At 57.8% G+C, this 16,455-nt stretch carries 20 protein-coding genes; 15 read left to right on the forward strand and 5 right to left on the reverse strand.

Annotation, left to right across the window (positions count from 1 at the left end; genetic code table 11):
- Nucleotides 1–89 precede the first annotated feature (89 nt).
- The 6 genes from IVA75_RS00315 to IVA75_RS00345 all read left to right on the forward strand — a co-directional run bounded on the left by IVA75_RS00315 (nt 90) and on the right by IVA75_RS00345 (nt 4,562).
- Nucleotides 90–1,109: a TAXI family TRAP transporter solute-binding subunit gene (locus IVA75_RS00315; RefSeq protein ID WP_247282819.1), complete on the forward strand. Its 1,020-nt coding sequence runs from the start codon at nt 90–92 to the stop codon at nt 1,107–1,109.
- Nucleotides 1,106–1,666 carry a hypothetical protein gene (locus IVA75_RS00320; protein WP_247282818.1) on the forward strand — a complete coding sequence of 187 codons (561 nt, stop codon included), beginning with the start codon at nt 1,106–1,108 and terminating at the stop codon, nt 1,664–1,666. The genes IVA75_RS00315 and IVA75_RS00320 overlap by 4 nt, the downstream gene beginning before the upstream one ends.
- A gap of 34 nt (nt 1,667–1,700) precedes the next feature.
- Nucleotides 1,701–2,297, forward strand: coding sequence for a DsrE family protein (locus IVA75_RS00325; protein ID WP_247282817.1), 597 nt, complete (start codon nt 1,701–1,703; stop codon nt 2,295–2,297).
- Between the two features lie 483 nt (nt 2,298–2,780).
- The gene (locus IVA75_RS00330) at nt 2,781–3,077 is read left to right on the forward strand and encodes a hypothetical protein (protein WP_247282816.1); all 297 of its coding nucleotides are present in this window, start codon (nt 2,781–2,783) and stop codon (nt 3,075–3,077) included.
- A 391-nt stretch (nt 3,078–3,468) separates the two neighbouring features.
- Entirely contained in the window at nt 3,469–3,711 is a 243-nt protein-coding gene (locus IVA75_RS00335) for a hypothetical protein (protein ID WP_247282815.1), read from the forward strand.
- 692 nt (nt 3,712–4,403) lie between these two features.
- Nucleotides 4,404–4,562, forward strand: coding sequence for a hypothetical protein (locus IVA75_RS00345; protein WP_247282813.1), 159 nt, complete (start codon nt 4,404–4,406; stop codon nt 4,560–4,562).
- Between the two features lie 381 nt (nt 4,563–4,943).
- On the opposite strand, the gene IVA75_RS00350 is transcribed toward IVA75_RS00345, so the two are convergent.
- On the reverse strand, nt 4,944–5,405 hold the full coding sequence (locus tag IVA75_RS00350) for a low molecular weight phosphatase family protein (protein ID WP_247282812.1): 462 nt from the start codon (nt 5,403–5,405) through the stop codon (nt 4,944–4,946).
- Nucleotides 5,406–5,584: 179 nt separating this feature from the next.
- On the opposite strand from IVA75_RS00350, the gene IVA75_RS00355 reads away from it, so the two are divergent.
- Nucleotides 5,585–6,028, forward strand: coding sequence for a hypothetical protein (locus tag IVA75_RS00355; protein ID WP_247282811.1), 444 nt, complete (start codon nt 5,585–5,587; stop codon nt 6,026–6,028).
- Between the two features lie 1,628 nt (nt 6,029–7,656).
- A complete protein-coding gene (locus tag IVA75_RS00360; RefSeq protein WP_247282810.1) occupies nt 7,657–7,860 on the forward strand; it encodes a hypothetical protein in 204 nt (67 codons plus the stop codon).
- A 145-nt stretch (nt 7,861–8,005) separates the two neighbouring features.
- Here IVA75_RS00360 and IVA75_RS00365 read toward each other — a convergent pair whose 3' ends face one another.
- Nucleotides 8,006–8,335 (reverse strand): cupin domain-containing protein, encoded by a 330-nt coding sequence (locus IVA75_RS00365; protein ID WP_247282809.1) that lies wholly within the window; start codon nt 8,333–8,335, stop codon nt 8,006–8,008.
- A 424-nt stretch (nt 8,336–8,759) separates the two neighbouring features.
- Here IVA75_RS00365 and IVA75_RS00370 point away from each other — a divergent pair, with 424 nt between their 5' ends.
- The gene (locus tag IVA75_RS00370) at nt 8,760–9,164 is read left to right on the forward strand and encodes a hypothetical protein (protein ID WP_247282808.1); all 405 of its coding nucleotides are present in this window, start codon (nt 8,760–8,762) and stop codon (nt 9,162–9,164) included.
- Between the two features lie 1,052 nt (nt 9,165–10,216).
- A complete protein-coding gene (locus IVA75_RS00375) occupies nt 10,217–10,549 on the forward strand; it encodes a hypothetical protein (RefSeq protein WP_247282807.1) in 333 nt (110 codons plus the stop codon).
- On the opposite strand, the gene IVA75_RS00380 is transcribed toward IVA75_RS00375, so the two are convergent.
- Entirely contained in the window at nt 10,550–10,756 is a 207-nt protein-coding gene (locus IVA75_RS00380; protein ID WP_247282806.1) for a hypothetical protein, read from the reverse strand.
- 61 nt (nt 10,757–10,817) lie between these two features.
- Nucleotides 10,818–11,030 (reverse strand): hypothetical protein, encoded by a 213-nt coding sequence (locus IVA75_RS00385; protein WP_247282805.1) that lies wholly within the window; start codon nt 11,028–11,030, stop codon nt 10,818–10,820.
- 936 nt (nt 11,031–11,966) lie between these two features.
- Between IVA75_RS00385 and IVA75_RS00390 the strand changes: the two genes are divergently transcribed.
- From IVA75_RS00390 to IVA75_RS00405, 4 genes are all read left to right on the forward strand, one after another.
- The gene (locus IVA75_RS00390) at nt 11,967–12,203 is read left to right on the forward strand and encodes a PilZ domain-containing protein (RefSeq protein ID WP_247282422.1); all 237 of its coding nucleotides are present in this window, start codon (nt 11,967–11,969) and stop codon (nt 12,201–12,203) included.
- Nucleotides 12,204–12,425: 222 nt separating this feature from the next.
- Nucleotides 12,426–12,620, forward strand: a complete 195-nt coding sequence (locus IVA75_RS00395) for a hypothetical protein (protein ID WP_247282804.1) — start codon at nt 12,426–12,428, stop codon at nt 12,618–12,620.
- Between the two features lie 157 nt (nt 12,621–12,777).
- Entirely contained in the window at nt 12,778–13,629 is an 852-nt protein-coding gene (locus IVA75_RS00400) for a hypothetical protein (RefSeq protein WP_247282803.1), read from the forward strand.
- A gap of 267 nt (nt 13,630–13,896) precedes the next feature.
- On the forward strand, nt 13,897–14,115 hold the full coding sequence (locus IVA75_RS00405) for a hypothetical protein (protein WP_247282802.1): 219 nt from the start codon (nt 13,897–13,899) through the stop codon (nt 14,113–14,115).
- A 213-nt stretch (nt 14,116–14,328) separates the two neighbouring features.
- On the opposite strand, the gene IVA75_RS00410 is transcribed toward IVA75_RS00405, so the two are convergent.
- The gene (locus IVA75_RS00410; protein ID WP_247282801.1) at nt 14,329–15,021 is read right to left on the reverse strand and encodes a hypothetical protein; all 693 of its coding nucleotides are present in this window, start codon (nt 15,019–15,021) and stop codon (nt 14,329–14,331) included.
- Nucleotides 15,022–16,245: 1,224 nt separating this feature from the next.
- Here IVA75_RS00410 and IVA75_RS00420 point away from each other — a divergent pair.
- A partial coding sequence (locus IVA75_RS00420; RefSeq protein WP_247282800.1) for a DUF2939 domain-containing protein occupies nt 16,246–16,455 on the forward strand: 210 nt, incomplete at its 3' end.

Consider the following 16,455-nt stretch of genomic DNA (forward strand, 5'->3'; position numbering starts at 1 on the left):
CGACTAGTCAGATCGAACTTAAACTTACGTGTCGGAGTGAAGAGCGCAGCGGACAAAACAGAATAGACGTTCCCAGGGGAGCCGGATCGATGAAGCAGCTGATTGGAATACGCTCTTGGTTTCTCCTCATCGTGATAGCCGCTCCGCTTCTGATCATGGGCTGTTGCCCAGCAATTGCCCAGCAGACTCCGCGGGCACGTGCGGATCATGCAAGGGCGGAAATTGCGGCCATGAACGATTGGACTGTTGGAATTGCCGGAGGTCTGCTGGAAGGAGCTCCCATTCGGCTTGCCGCGGAAATGGCGCGGGTGGCCGATGATGGAACGGACCTCCACGTGCTGCCCATCGTGACCCGTGGCGCAACCGAAAACGTCAATTCGCTGCTGTATTTGCGGGGCATTGATGCAGCAATCATCAATTCCGACGCACTTGACGAGTACAAGAGCCAAGTGCCGGACATCCAGCGACGGATCACCTATGTGCTCAACCTGTTTCCATCTGAACTGCACGTATTCGTCAGGCCCGAAATTCAGAGCTTGAGTGATCTGGTCGGAAAGAAGGTCAATTTCAACACCCAAGGTACCGCCGCAGCTTATTCGGGCCCGCTGATCTTCAGCCGGCTGGGGATCGAGGTCGATAAGGCATTCATCCCACATCAGGTTGCGATGGAACAAATGCGCAGGGGTGAGCTGGCCGCCGTCGTTTTCATAACATCAAAGCCGGTGGATGCATTCATACGTGGTCGCTGGGATGCCGGCTTCAAGTTCTTGCCGGTCCCCTACGAGAGCAAGTTTGAAGATTATTATCTGCCATCTTGGCTGGACGCAGCTGATTACCCGAACTTGATCAGGCAGGGGGAACGCGTGACAACTATTGCCGTTCCGACCGTGCTGGTCGCTTTCAATTGGCCGACCAAATCCAATCGCTTTCATCGTGTGGCGCGCTTTGTCGACCGCCTGTTCTCGCGGATCAACAAGCTGCAGGAGCCCGGTTTCGATCCGAAATGGAAGTCCATCAACTTGGCGGCGACGGTCCCTGGCCTGACGCGTTTTCCCGCGGCGCAGGCCTGGCTCGATCGTCTGCCGCGTTCGAGCCAGGCGACACAATGACGTTCACCCTGATCGCTCTCGTCGTGACGCTCGCGATCGCAAATGACCTCGCTCGGCCCCGAGGCGCCGAAGACCCTATGGCGCCGGTTCGCGTCTCTGATCGGTCCGCAAATGGAGCCGGGGCGTGGATCGTCAGCGAGACCACCTCGCCAGTTGATTATTCATCGATCATCAAGGCTACACTGCCATCTCAAGGGGGCAGTTCCGACGCAGCAATGAGCCTGTCGATACGCTGTCGCGGCGGCCTGACCGAAGTGTTGCTTGATGGAGCCGGCCTTTCGGGCCGCCGCGAGGATTACACCCTTTCCCTGCGCATCAATGATGATCTACCTTTTCAGGTCTCGACAATCACGTCAGCGCGCGGTGTCGCGCTTGAAAGCGATGTCGTTCGCCTGTTGCAATCGATCCCCGGCCACAGCGCACTTTCCGTGCATGTGTCACGCCGAACGGGGACCGGCGCCGGTGCAGTGTTCGCTCTCGATGGTATCGAGAGCGTGCGTGCAAAATTGGCGGCAACATGCAAATGGCCACGCGCGATCGCGAAGCCCAACAATTGATCATGAACCTCAGCTTGCTTGGAGAAACAACATAATGCCCAAATTTCCGAAGATTATCACAGCGATGATCGCGACAATCATCTCGCTCCTGGTCGGGCTGTCTAGTTCCGCGGCACAGGAGACTCGCCTGCTCCCGGCACAGCCTAGTTTGCCTGCAGCCTCAACATATGGCGCGGCCAGAACGCACGCGAATTCATCGGCGCGGGCCGCGACGCCAAAACAATTTGAGCTGGCGCGCATCGCGCCATCGTCTGCTGCCAAGAAAGAGCACCGCTTAATCCTTCAGGTCAACACAAGCGACTCCGCGTCAATGAATCTTGCATTGAACAATGCACTCAACGTCGCGCAATACTACAAGGAGGTTGGTGAAGGGGTGAAAGTTGAGGTGATTACCTTCGGCCCCGGCCTCCATATGCTCCGCGATGACACGTCGCCGGTGAAAGCGCGAATTGAGGAAATGGCTCTGAGCACGCCGGAAGTATCATTCAAAGCCTGTGGAAACACGCAAGAGAAAATGCAAAAGGCCGAAAACAAAGACATTCCGATCGTTGCCCAAGCCCAAGTGGTGAGGTCGGGCGTCGTTAGGGTGATGCAGTTGCAGGAGCAGGGATGGACCTACGTCAAACCATAAAATGGCGACCAGACAATGCCTACCGAGCGGCTAGGTGCCGGCCTGCGGTCGCTCCATTCCGATCGAGTGGGTCGCCGCAGCCGATGCAAATTGAACTGGCCTTGATCGGGGACAGATCTATCGCGCGCTATTCACCGGGCAGCGCCAGACCGACTATCTGATCATGCGCACGAGAGCGACTTCGGGAGAGGGTTGAGCGAACATCGGTCGTCTCAGTCACTTGCGAGGTCTGGTAGCAATTTTGCGGGGCAGCCCTTGGCCCGCCCGTCCTACCCGGCCGCCTGCTAAGGTCGACTGTCCCGTAGCAGCATAGGGTATCGGAGACGCAGGACGGCGCGAGCTGTGACAGACGGTGCTTCGATTTACGTCAGTTCTGATGACCTCTTTTTCGAAGGCAAGCGATTAAATTCCGCTGGATTTTATTTTGTTAACGCGTCAGATTTCTAGACTTAAAGCGAGTCGATTTTACGTTGGGGGATGTTAATGGCAAAACCTGCCGTTTCCCGTAATACCTTTCGAGGGTTATTCGCTTTTTCTGTGAAAGCTGATCGCAAGCACGATGGCAAATATTGTGTGTTGAAGCTGTTTGGATCCGCTCAAGACATTCCGGATCGGCTGCTACAGCAGTGGTCGCACCAGGCTGATCTACCCGGCGCGGAAGCCATCGCCAACACACTGGAGCCGCGCACCCGCAAGATCGTGAATGGTCGTAAACGCTATGACCACGCCAGCGACTTTCTCCACGTGCTGCTGAGAGACCTAGAGCTAAGGGAACACTGAAGAGACATCGCTGCGTCAGGCTCCGCGAGGTCTTGCAGACCAGAATGATAATGCCTTTTGCCTCCGCGCTCTATATGCACCAGACTGCTATTCTAATGCCGGGCAGCCGGCCCATTTTGTCGACATAGTGCTCGCATGCCGAGGTCGATTTACCAGCCATTGCATGAAAGGCTCCGAACGGAGAACGGTCAAAGTCTCCGCCTGACCTTTTCAGAAATTGAAGCGATCTTGGGGAAGCCTCTGCCGAGATCGGCCTACACCTTCACTGCGTGGTGGAGCACACTGAAGAGAGCAGGTCCTCAAGCGAGAGCGTGGATATCCGCTGGTTATCGTGTCCGGGTCTCAATGAAGCACCGCATCGTCGAATTCTATCGTTCTGAAGTGAACACCAATGATCGTCATCGAACGCCTTGGCTGCATTGAAGCTTTCCATGATGGCGGACCTATCAACCTCGGTGTTCGGGACAAACTGCGAGAACAAGCCGGCGCAGAATCAAGTTGCCACTTCAGGGCCGCGGCGAAAACCGCTGCGGCCCTGTTTTTGGGCGGAAGCCGCGAGCCGAATGCTCCGGAACGTGGCGAGAAAAATCTAGTGGGAACGCTGCGCGATGGCCCTAGGCCGCATGAGGGTTGACGATGGTGTACCCTCGCAGGGAGCGCGGGTGAATTCGCGTTGCGTGCCCACCTGAGTTGGCATCGTACGCCTTCCAGATGTCACCGGCGATGTGCTGTTCAAGGACGAAGACGTGTCCACGTCGCGCGGCAACCATTCCCGGTGCTGGCGAGGTGCGGGGAAAGCGCAGCCAATTGGCTGCGAGGTTCAGTTCCGGTACTACCCGACCAAACACTCGTATCGCCGCACCACATCCGCAGAACGAGCGAGGGCAACCGGCCGGACGACCGCTGACGATCTCACTAGTTAAGGCCCCTGAGCTGGCCACAGACATCCGTAGGCTAGCAACGGCACTTCGCTGCAGGCGCGGTGCCGGTCTCGTGTATCTCTGCGCCTGCACCAGCGAAGATGAAAAGTCGCACGGCATAATCACGTTGCATTCTGGTGGCGAAGCGGCGCGCAAGGGGCGCGCTTCAGAAGAAATGGATGTCGTAAAAACGAGCACTAAAGCTACGACTACTCGATTGAACATGCAGGACTCCGGGTTAATAGCCCTGCCCCAGTGCGCAGAAAGCGCCTTTTAATTTGGCGAAATTAAGTCGCAAAAACATAATTAAATGGAATTTGAAACCGAATTAAATCGAGAAAGGAACGTTTCGATTTGCCTCGAGTCCTGCTTGTGCGACCGATCCCTTGTTGTCGTGGATCGACAGATGGAAAAGGCAGTCGCCTACGCAATCTCAGCGGCCCTCGTGGGTATCGGTGTTTTGATACTGGTCGTTGGCCTGTCCTCCAGCTCGCCCGCTCTGTGGGTGGTGGTCGCGCTCGTGTCGATCACGATCGGGATCGTGAGCGCTTTTGGCCCCGTGTAAGGATGGGGAAAACAGCCGATGGGTCAGATCGTCTGCATTTTACGAATCGGGCCTCTGTGCACGCTCTCAAGGGGTTTCGGATTTGCGGGTACACGCGCGTGAGCCATTTCGTCTCTATGCTTCTGCTTGCCCTCGCCCTGACGCTGACCTTGTGCTTCGGGGTGGCAGCGTGGCGCGTGTCGGCCGGCAATGACGTCGAGATCACCGCAACGATTCCGCATGGGGAATACGGATGGAGGTCGAGGTCGAGGAACTGAATGCCTTGCGCTCACCCTTCGGCTACATCCTGACGACTATCAACGTGGACCTTGACGACTCGCCATCGAGCGGAGGCTGCCCCGCGTCTCCTACCGTTCCTACCTCCGGCTCGCCAACGGGCCTTTAGGACCGCAGGTCGTCCGTTCGCAACATAGCGATCAGGTTCGCGACCATTAGCTCGAGGTGTGGCAGGGCATCGCCGGGCTCGGCGACGTCGAGATCGTCCACTTGCCAATATAGGACCCGATCCGCGAGGGCCGGAAAGCGGCGTTCGACCATCGATCGATGCTCCGCCTCTTTCAATCCTATGACGATATCTGCTTGCCGACAGTCAGCTAAGGTGCACGGCTGCGGAAGTTCATCAGCCCTGCTCGGGCTAATTCCCAGTGCTTGCAACGCCTCGAGCGCAAAGCGGGAGATGGATCCCGTGTTCTCCGGCGCCCCCCTTTCGGCAGCACCCCTGGAGAATGCTCGCCAAGGCAATTCCTCTTGTTCAGCAAGGTGATTGAATAGTTCCTCCGCAAACCGGCTGCGGTAATAGTTGCCTGTACAAAGAAAAAGAACCCGCTTGCAGCCATCAGTCATTCGGGAGGCCAGGAAACGGTGGAGCACGAAGGCCGCAAGAGACGTGAGTTGTCTCGAATGCCGCCCACCTCCTCGGCCTCAACGATCAACGGCTCACTTTCCGCGGTATCCGGCGCGGATCCGTTTATGCCGCGCGCAAAGGAAATACACGCCTTTTCAGACACTGCGATATTCTCCGAGTGGATCGTTATGCCGATTTCTTCAGCGATTTTGCGAACGACGGATTGGAGGGGCGTGTCCCCGTGTTCACTTCGGGCACCGAAAAACGAACTCTTTCCCGGCTGCGCTGTACCACGCTCGTCATCTCGCAGATGAGGAAAGCGTCCGACGTTGTCCATCACTGCGGAAAAATCCCGAACACGCAAGGTCATAGCTTACCATCAGGTATTCTGACGAACGAAGAATGGCATCAGCTTTTCAAAGATTTCCGTCCGAAAGCGCTTAATCTCCCAGCTAAGCGCATCGCTAAACCCTGCAGCTCGGGCATGGATCGTCGCTCGGTCCGCAGTCACTTTGGTGGCCACGCCATTTACGACCACCCAACCCGTGAGGACCTTTCCGTCCCATTCAACAGCGCGATCCCAACCCACCGACATGGCAGCTCCAAACACAATCAAACATAATAAACGGGCTGGCCGTATACCCCACCAGGCTCGTCTCACGCCTCGCCGAGGTAGCTTGTTCGTTCGTGCTGCCGCAGCATCCTCATGTCTGATAAGCTGGTGAGATTAGCGCAAACTAAGGTACGGGCGGGCACCACAATCAACTCCTTCCAACTCTCTCGATGAATTCCAACGCGGCTGACGCAATGTCATCGAACTCGACAAAGCAGCGGCGCAGTTCATCTGCGATCTCTACGGTTACATCACGCGACCATCCCTCAACCGTGTTGAAGACTACGATCCGAGCAGGGTGCTTGTATTGACCTTCCATTATTTGGCGCATCAGCGTCGCTCGACCAGTGTCGTCTTCGGAGGTTTCGCTCCAGGCACGTCCGAGCCCACCTCCATAATCCTCGAGCACAAGATAGACGTCACGTGGATATGGATGAGGCACGATGGACGGAGAATGAGGCATGATCCCAAAACCCTGAAAATCGTCGCAATTTAATTTCGATATTAAACTATATTAAATACGGACTTTCAATCTAATTTACAGCCGTCCGGCTGCGCTTTCGATCGGTCGACACTGCCTATTGAGCGACCCACTCGCCGGCGCACGCGCTTATGGAGGCGAGCAAAAAGCGAGCCGTGGGGTAACGGCGGCGGCGATGGCAGCCCCAACGGCAAGGACGACAGAGGCCGCTAACGTTTTCGGAGGCACCGCGGTTGGTACGGGCTCGCCAATTACCGCGTTTTCCCGATTGCTCTCCCCAAGTGGGCGATGCAGTCGGGCCCCAGCTTTCCCCATTGTCCCAAGGCTAGGCTCATTTTTGTTCGGCTTGGAACGACTTACTGATTGCCGAGTTTTCCCGTGCCCTCCCAAGGGGCGGCTGCCTTCACCAAGGCAGATCGATAGCCCCAGCTTCACCGCCCTGAGGCTGGGGTCCTTTTGCTGTCTGGATAGCTGCAGACTCAGGAGGGCGTTGATGCAGGGTTATAGCTCGATCCTTCTTGTCCAACGGTTGAACGACCTCGTTTGTCAACTGTCAGATCTGGAAGATCTGCGGCTTAAAGTCCAAGAGGCGGAGCGACGCGCCTCGGCTGTACCTGCATTGCAGTCGCCTCCGAGCACTCAATCGCAGCGACGGCGAGCCGCGGGGGAGCGAACCCCCGAGGAGTGACTGGAACCCGATTTAACCTGCGTTAGCGAACGAGCGTAGAGGCTGTGCAGCTCGACTGCCCTGAAGGGAGTGAACTTCACCATCCTCGCGTGGTGAGGCTTGAGCAAGGGGCTGCGCATTTCGCATTTAGGTGTCTACCGCCCGGGCCGTTGCTATCTTCGGCTTTCTCGCGCGCGACAACGGGCGCCAGTCAGTTATCCGCGCAGAGCGACTAAACGCCGAACTGATTGAAAATATCGATAGGCTGTTTGCCCCTTTTCTTCTCGATGAAGGGGAATAAGGCGCAGCATGCTCGAGCGGTCGATGGGCGCAAGCGTGCATTAGCGGACTAGCTGGGTGCACAGGCCGCACGCGACAGCAATAGCGATGAGGCAGCATGGCGTCTGAAGCCTTGCCCACGCTGATGTTCGTCACGGAGCCGGCGAACTCGACCAAAAGAAGGACCAGGACTTACGTGATAGCTGCGTCATGCTGCTCGATCGGGCAGGCTGCGACTTGCTGACGATCTGCGACATCACTGGGCATTCAAACCGAAGTGCGCAGACCATCGTGAAGCACTACCGCGCCCGCAATGCGGCTCGCGCCGATTCCGGCATCGACAGGCTTGAATTGCAGGTGCGGAAGGAAGGCATGAAGAGTGAACGCAGACCGGTAGGGCTCGTGTTAAAGTAGTGGATGGGCTTCGGTCCTAATTATCCGCCTCGTCGCACGGCGTGCGACGTACGACCATTAAAAGCGTCGTACGAGAGTCGCGCGCAGTCTGTAGTCAGGCCCGAGCGGGCGCACGGCCGCCAGCGCCGCGCACCCGGTCCCCGCCCTACGGGAACGTTAGGCCGAAAGCGGCCGGATCGAGCTGCTCGCCTTTGCGGGGGACCAAGAAGCGCTCCAGCCCACCCAGCACGAAGCTGAGCAGCAGGGTCGCTTGACCGCCGACCACCTCGATTGTATGCGGCACACCGCGGGGAAGAGCCGCGTAGGCGCCGGGCCCCACGTCGACGCGGGCATCGCCGACGCGCGCGATTAGCTGCCCCTGCACAACGTAGAGCAGCTCGTTCTCGCGCGAGTGGGTGTGCAGCGGCGGCTCCTCCCCCGCGCGCACTGTCCGAAGGACAGTGCCATATTCGCCTCCGGTCTGGCTGCTCTCCACTTTCGTCTCGACGCTTGAGCCCCAGTCGAGGTCACCGTCTCACCGCCTTGGGGCGGCGTGAGAACCGGCTGCTTCACTGACATTTGTACCCTCCTAATTGTGGACCCTTGTCTTCGGGTGTGTGGCGGCGAAAGTTGCCGCTCACGCTCGTCAGCATGGGATTGCCCGCGGCGAATGGGAAATGACCTCGCGCCATGAAGTCGATAGCCGCGCGTTATGATGGCCGCAGGCACGTGCACGGCTCTTTGCGGTCGCGCAGACTTCCGTTTCAGGGATTGTGGATCCACCTGCGGCACCCAGTTTGGTCTGCAAGATCCTCGAAGCCGCAAAGACCGGCGAACGACACCGGACAAGCTGCGGCAGACCGGCCGAAAAGCCCTGACACAAGCGCCGACGACGTAGCCTTGATCGGGCGAGGTGCGGGTTGAACTTGCAGGTGACGGTGTTGAAGATCTTGGTGAGCTACCCGGACAGGTTCGCTTTGGTGGCGGACCTGAACCGCCATGTGGCGATCCTCGCCACTAGCGGCCCGGAGTGGGCCGAGCGCACCAAGCGACTGGCCGCGCGCGTGCCCGGACTGGACATCTTTTCGGACGGCCTCGTTGAGCGTCAAAATGGCGGCTGGATGATCACGGTCAAAGGGCGAGCCGTGCTCGAGTCCATGGAGGCGCGCCGAAGCGAAGACCCTATGGTTGAGAAGGTCGCAATAGAAGCGGCTGCCGCGCCGGTGCTAGGGTTGCCGCAGCCCTTGGAGCGAGCGAAGCGCCTACGCGAATGTCGCCAGCGCCGGCGCGAAGCCCGCGAACGTGCGCGAGCGCATGCTTCCTGATGCGCCCTAAGTTGCCGGAAGGGCCGAAAGGTTGACCGTTGGCTCGCATTGAAGACGAACAACTCCCCCCGACGTCCGAGTTGCTGCTGTGCCGGGTTGGCCCGGACCGGACAATCCCGGCGGGGGCGTCGAAGCGGCCGGGCATTCCGCGGCAGTCGCGCGAGATGGGTCCAAGTGAACCGCCGTGCACGACTGGTAATGTTTGGCGACAATCCTTATCAGTCTAGAACCGTATCTCCACTTCGGATCGTTACAAGCAAGCTGACTGATGCTCCGTTCTTCAAATTGTCATCAGATTGGGTGCCACTTTCCGCCGGTGCGCTCGTCTTCAGGAGCGGATGGCGTCAATCGCGTGAGCTATCAGGACCGCAACGCTGGCCGCGATTATGATGACTAACAGCCAACTGATCACGCTCGTCTCCATCAACATTATGGATGTGAACGCGCTCAATCCCGCACAGTCAAAAAGAACCCGCCGGAAAGCTTAATTTCAGCGAGGGGCTGAGGACTCAAGGCAACTCTTGCGTCCGCAGTGGTCCTATCGGCGTAATTCCAGTAGCCGGGTCCCCACCGGCTAGATTGACTGGGTCTCTGTGCAGCGCCCCCTCCCTTCGCAGCGGTAGAAAACCAGAATTGTTCCGCCCCCGGAACAGAATGCCCGCTAGATGTATTTCGGTTCCACCGAATTGTGTTTGCAAAACAGACAAAGTGCGGCAGAATTTTTGTTACCGGGGCTGGCTGCATATTTCACTTGGTGTTTTTACCCGGCGTCATTTGACGACGCGTGGGCCGCAGCGATTTAACCTCCCGCTGCGTCCTTCGCGAGCGCCCCTCAAGGTACGCCCTGTCGTTGGCGCCTCAGAGTCGGAGGACCGTGAGAACGGCTCAAGCGTCTCCAGCCGCAGCTTTCCCGTCTGATCCGCTGATCGAGCTTCGCAGGAGCGGCTCGCTCTGGGCATTTAGCCATTGAGATAGTTGACCGCGAATCGATGCCGGTTGCACGAAAAGGGCGGAATCCGCATTATGGTTTTGCTGGGCGAAGCGGATCTACCGTGGCTCTGAAGAACCCCGACGCTATTGCGGCAGTCGTGACCGCGCTCCGGCTTACTTACGGCGACGAAACGGCACGAGCCATGCTGGTCGGCGGCATGAGCCTGGCCGCGCTGATAGAGGCGATGTTCTCCGCCTCGGTTGAGCGACGCGATGCCGTTCGATACGTCGCGTCTGCCTTGGACGATCTCGCCATCTCGCCGGAACCCGGCCCGGTCTGGCATCTTCGCTACGTTTACGAAAGTCATGGCTCGTTTCGCGTCGTCGATATGGAGATTGCGACGCCAACCGGCACACTGTCCAGTAAAGACGTCTGGCTTCGTCTGCCCGTTTAGCTATCTCGCCACCTCTGCGATGTGGCCGGTGCTGTCGACGATTAGCGAGCGCGCGGTGCCTTCCTTGACGGCCTTGTAGGTCTTTATCTTTCCGGCTGGTAGTTCCTGGATGTGCGAATAGCCGGCGGCGCGAAGCTTAGCGATGATCTCCTCCGACGTCAGGCTGAGCGCGGACGAGGATCCCCAGACCAGTGCGAGGGCAGCCATGATGAAAGATCGCAGCACTTGGCTCCTTGCGCACTCGCCGCCATCGGATTGGCGCCTTAGCTTAACCGCCGACCGGCCCCGACAACGTCTCCAGGCCCGCCTCGATGGCCTCGATGTCCTGCTCGATCTGCGCAATCGACAACCTGCAGTCAAAGCCCGCCCAGGCTTTCAGGTCTCCGGCAAGGCGCCGGCGGTGCACCCTCAGCTCCTCAAGCGACTGGCGGTCTTTCAGTCTCGCATAGCCGTCCACAATCAACTCAATCGCACTCGACATGACGCTACTCCACAAAAACAATTCGGATCTAATCGGATGAGCTTAGTGCAACTTGAAAGGTTGGTGCAACTTCTACGCTGGCTTATACACCCATGCCCCTTTTTGACTCCGAACGCCCAACCAAGCTTTCGACAAATAGGTCAAGATCATTGACGGGCTGGCCAGGGAGTGGACGCAGTCCTGAGGCCATTAAGCCTGAGGTGTTGAAATCCGCTATTTGCCGATGTAGTCTTCTACTTTTACTACTCGCGCTATTTGCTCTGAGGCCACCTGATAGTGCTTTTTTTGTGCTGGGGAGGACATTTATGCGAGGCTCTCGCGCAATCCGTTACGCCGAACGACTTAGCGAACTCACTTCTCAGCTCTCAGAGTTGGCAGATCTTCGAGATCTGGTCGAAGAAGCTGAGCGAAGCGCCCGCGGTGTGCCTCCATTACGCTTGACACATCCTCCGTCGCGCCGCGTTCGACGCCGTGAACGGGGCGAGCCTGACGAAAGATCGCACCACTTGCCCTCCCTGCGCGCTCGCCGCCACCGGTTGGCCCGTTAGCCTAACTGGCCTCAGACCCCGAAAGCGCCTCCCAGCCCCGTGCATATCGCAGCGATGTCCTGCTCTATCTGGGCAATCGTCTGAAATCTGAACTCTACTTCCGTATCATCGGACGACTTTCGGTCTGGCGTACAATTATTTATCAGCCCTCCAATTCTCCCTATGGGCTAATTCCCACGACCCAAGGCCCCTAATTTCAATTGAATTTACTCATTTAATTCTATTTACCAAACTTATTTAATGCAGCGGTCCATTTAATATGGTATTTATTTAAGCCACGCCGGCTGGATCGGCTCGCGAGATTCTGACGAACACGTTTAGAGACAGTAGGTGCGACGACAATCGACTTTGCGCTCTGCGGAGCGAACCCTTTTCTCGGAGAAAAACAATGGAGCAGAACAGTTCTCATTCGACACGCATCCCAAAGTCCGGCTCGATCAGCTTCGGCCGTTCAAAAGCAAACTGCTTGATCCGCAGCATCTCTGTATACGGTGCCGCCCTTGATATTGCAGGAAATGAAAAGATTCCCGACGAATTCGCGCTGACTGTCATTCCGGACGGTGACCCACGTCGCTGTTCAGTCGTCTGGCGTAAAGAAAAACGTATCGCCGTCGCATTCTATTGATACGCCGCCAACTCATGCGGATGCAGGTGGAAGATCTTAGGACAAAGAGATGCTGCCGCGGAGCCTTGTTGTCCTGGAGAACTCGAGCGAGATGCTGCGGCACCTAGATCGCCAAACGCGGCGACCCGCCCAGCCTGGCAGTGATGCGCTGCAAAAAAAAGACAGCATTGTTGGCTGTTTATTTCCAGCGACGCCGCACTTTCAACAGCGGATTTAGTTGCCATGCAGCACATCCAGAGTAGGCATATTGCCGCGATATTGAAACTGACCGCCAGCAACTTGAAGCAGTTCGCACCCCGCCAGAGATCCAAAAAGGAATATTCCGAAATCCTCGTTTTGAGAGAGAGGATAAAAGTGGCGACCGATCTGAAGAAGGCTCGCCCGCAGCTCCTTACTCGGGGCCTGCCACGCGCCTGAAGGTAAATGATCCTGAACTAACGGAAACTGCAGCCTCTTAGCCGCTCCTTTGCACCGCTCGCCAGTTCATTGTGAGCGTTCCCCCTTCCACCGGGCAAAGCACTGATAGTCGGTGGTGCTATCAATTAGAGCGATAATTAAAGACAGGGAGGCCGACGTGAATCTCCGTGGGATAGCAGCGAGAATTGTCAAAGGTGACATTCAATACGCCCTGGGCCGATTCTGGACGGTCCGTTCGGTCTATGGTGGCGCAAGACGACTGATGGATCGTCGGGTTTCCGTGCAACAGAACGGAAGCTCTACATTGTTTCCCGACCAGAATGTCGATCAGATTGCTTCGACCATCTCCGAAGAGGCGGTGTTCATAGGTTTGAACCTCCCCGCGCATATAGTAAATGAAATTGACACCTTTGCACGCAAGGAGCCGCTCCACACCAATTACGATCCGGATGGCCCGACGTTTCGATATTCGGACGTCATCCGAGGCAAAGCTCCCGACGGGAGATCCGCGCCAATCGCTGGCATTAGCAACCCGACCCGCTGTCCTGCTGTGCAGGCCATCGTCGATGACCCCGTCCTCCGAGCCATCGTGGGAACTTATCTGGGGCACGAACCGCATAAAGTATTGACGATTCTCGGCTGGAGCTTCGCGTCCGATTTTTCCGAGGAGGAGCGCCGACGGCTGAGGCATCAAAACGTTCTCGACTACCATTATGACGTCGATGGATACAATTTCGTGTACGCAAACTTCTATATAACCGATACCGACCGTAACTCTGGCGCGCATGTCATGATGAAGCGCTCACACAAGCGCAAGCCCCTTCGTATGCTCTTCGGCTCGGCGTCTGCAAGCGAAGCGAGCGTGCATAAGCAATTTGGCGTAGAGAACGAAATCATGATTGAAGGCGAAGCAGGCACCGGCTTCGTCCAGGACACGTCATGTTACCACCGAGCCACGCCGCCAATCCAGCGCGACCGGCTCATGCTTGCTGTTCGATTTATTAATTGAGCGGGCGTGTCGATCAGGAGCGCGACCATGCTCGCCGCTAAGCTAACGCGTAGCGAAGGGCAACGATGCTCAGGAGTTCAGCATCGAGAGAACGAAGAAGAGCAACAGCCGAACTGAGGGACCGCGCGAAGTCAGGGAAGACGCTCAGCACGACCTATGCGGGCTTGAGGTGAGCAACTGCAAAAGCGAATGTCACTTGTCGGCGAGAACACCCGCGTCTAGTAAGGTCATTTCGTAAAGATTGGTTTCAACACCTCTGGAATTGCCATGACGAAGAACGACACCGCCGTGTTCGACGCGATGCGCCCTGATCCAAACGGACGGAGACAATGGGCCGGCCGACTGGGGACGGGCGAGGCAATAAAACGGGATGGCCTGGAGCTCGACCCCGGCTCGCTCGTTTACTGTCCCCACGAGTGGATCAATGCCGCCGGCTATGTTGACCTCGAACTGGTCCGCAAATACCCGCTGATGTTCGCGGTCTAAAGTCGTGACGAACCAGAGCCGACGCGCAAGCGATCCGCCGTCGGACGAACCAGCGATTCGACGGCTGCTAAGCCGAGCGGTAAAACGCAGGCGTCCAAAGCCGCCTGTGCCACCTGTCCCGTTCGGCACTGAAACAGATCCCAACCGCGAATTTTCCCGGCACGAACCGGAGGCCGTTTGGTTCTTCGTCTTCTTGCCGATTTTCATGCTGCTCTATGCGATCGTCGAGAAAATGCACGTGAGATAGCACAGGGGCGCTAACGTCTCGCAGGTGCCGCCAGCCGCCGGGACATGCGCCGGGGAAGTGTCCAGCCGAGCGAGCACCGCATTGGGGTGATCTTGGCGCAACGAAAACTGAAGCGGCACGCATCCCTGTGGACGAACAATCACCTCCAACAGCGGGAAGTCGGCCGCTAGTCCGGGCGGTTCGTGCCACTGCGATTGACGAGTCACGCATGGGCTTAGAAGGTAGACGGGGCGTCCGACGGTGATCGTCGCTGGCGGCAACAGGTCGAGATCTCTGGCTCGACCGTTTTGCCAGCTCCCTGTGAGTAAGCCTTTTTGGACTTCGATCAATGTGTCCAAAATGGAAAACGCAAGTGTGAGCTCGCGTCCCTCGCGCTTGAGCCGAGCGATCAGCTTTTCCTGGTGGGCGATGTGTTGCTCGCCTTTGAGAACGCGGCCCTCGGCCACCGTCAAGAGTTCGCTCAGACGCAGCAGCGGCCTCACTCGACTGCGATCCGGCTCATAACAAGCGAGCCGCCGGGAACCGCACCAAACTTCGACCCGATCTTTTAACGCGGCAACTGAGCCTAGCTGAAGAGCATCTCCCGGGCCAACGCACTCAATCTCTTGCACTTCCAGTGTTGTGCCCCAGTCGTCGAGCGTGAAGACATGACAGCGCATGGACTTTTGATCAGCGCGAACAACTCAGTGCCAAGCCACACCTGCGCGGGCCGCGAGTTGGCACGCGGGCGCGGTCCTGTTGGAGGGCCGCGACTCGCACGCTGGCTGGCTCCGTGGGAAGGGGGCTTCCGTAGACTGCCAACGTTAGAGTGTGGACGGTGCCGCATTTTTCAGGCCGCTGCATTTCAGTATGTGAATTAGCTTTCGCAGGGTCTTGGGGCGACACCTCACATCTGAGCCTCGCGCAATCCACCTGCGCAGCCCTGGTCGAGTGCACCGGCAGGGGCTTGTTGGCTTGAGGGCCGCTAGGCTGGACCGCGGCACGCCCGGGATAACAACTCAGTGAATGAAACTGTCTGCTGAACCCCGCGAAGCAGCCCGGAAACAGACCGAGCCCACATTGGTTCTCGCGACTTAAGTGGAGATGTCAAATGCTGACACTCAAAGTGATTGTAGCTGCTCTGGCCGCGGGATTTCTGATTTCGGTGTATTCGGGAGATTTCGGCGCCGACATCGTTCTCGCTATTGCCACGTGCCTTCCGTAGTTGTGCGCGATTGCGGAGTCGCGGCCCGACGCGTCCTAGCCCGGAAATGCGCCGGGCCTAACCATTCCCTGCTTTCCCCGTAAGGTTTGGCTGAGTCAGCATAGTGCGATTCTAGAGGCGGCCGATACGTCTGCGTCTTTGTGCAGCGCTCCTCGCGCTTCGCAGCAAAAGGCCCATGTCCGGGAACGGCTACTCACTTTTTCATGCAAAGCCCAAGCGTTGGAGAGGTCACGCACTTCGCCCCGTCCGCGGCACCGCCACTCGGGCAGAACACGGAAACTAGTGCTTCGCTGCTATCGCAATTGACTGCGCCGTCGGCCTGAACCGCTCGGATGTTGACCGTCGCCGGATCACCCTTGTCTCCCTTTTCGCCGGACCCTGCGGGCCTTGAGGCCCCTGCGCGCCGGCGGGGCCTTGTGGTCCAGGCACTCCTTATGCCTTGGGCTCCCTGCGGGCCGGCTGGACCTTGCGCGCCTGGATCTCCTTTAGGCCCTGGGTCTCTCCCACACGCTGCAAGTGAGAAGCCAGCGCTCATTGCGGCCACAGCGATCATTTTATGCATTGCCGACCTCCAACGATAACATGATTAAACTTCTCGGCTAACAGCCGCGTAAGAGGCGTCAGAGGCCCTTGCTGATCGCATCTTGGAACAATCCCCTTGAACCATGATTGCCGCTCCATGAGGTGGCTCATTGGCATCCTGGCGGCGTTCCTGATCTGCCTCTTCATCTACGCCGGATCAGCCTTCGTTTCGGTCCTGGGCCTAGTTTCGGCGGTGCGAAGCGGAGATGCCGCTCAGGTGATGGCCCGGACTAATCTTCCGCGCCTCCGTCATTCGGTAGTCGATCAGGTTGTGTCCGCTTATCTCGACCGAATTGGCCGAAAGCGG

This window comes from Bradyrhizobium sp. 134, assembly GCF_023074155.1.
Lineage (GTDB): Bacteria > Pseudomonadota > Alphaproteobacteria > Rhizobiales > Xanthobacteraceae > Bradyrhizobium.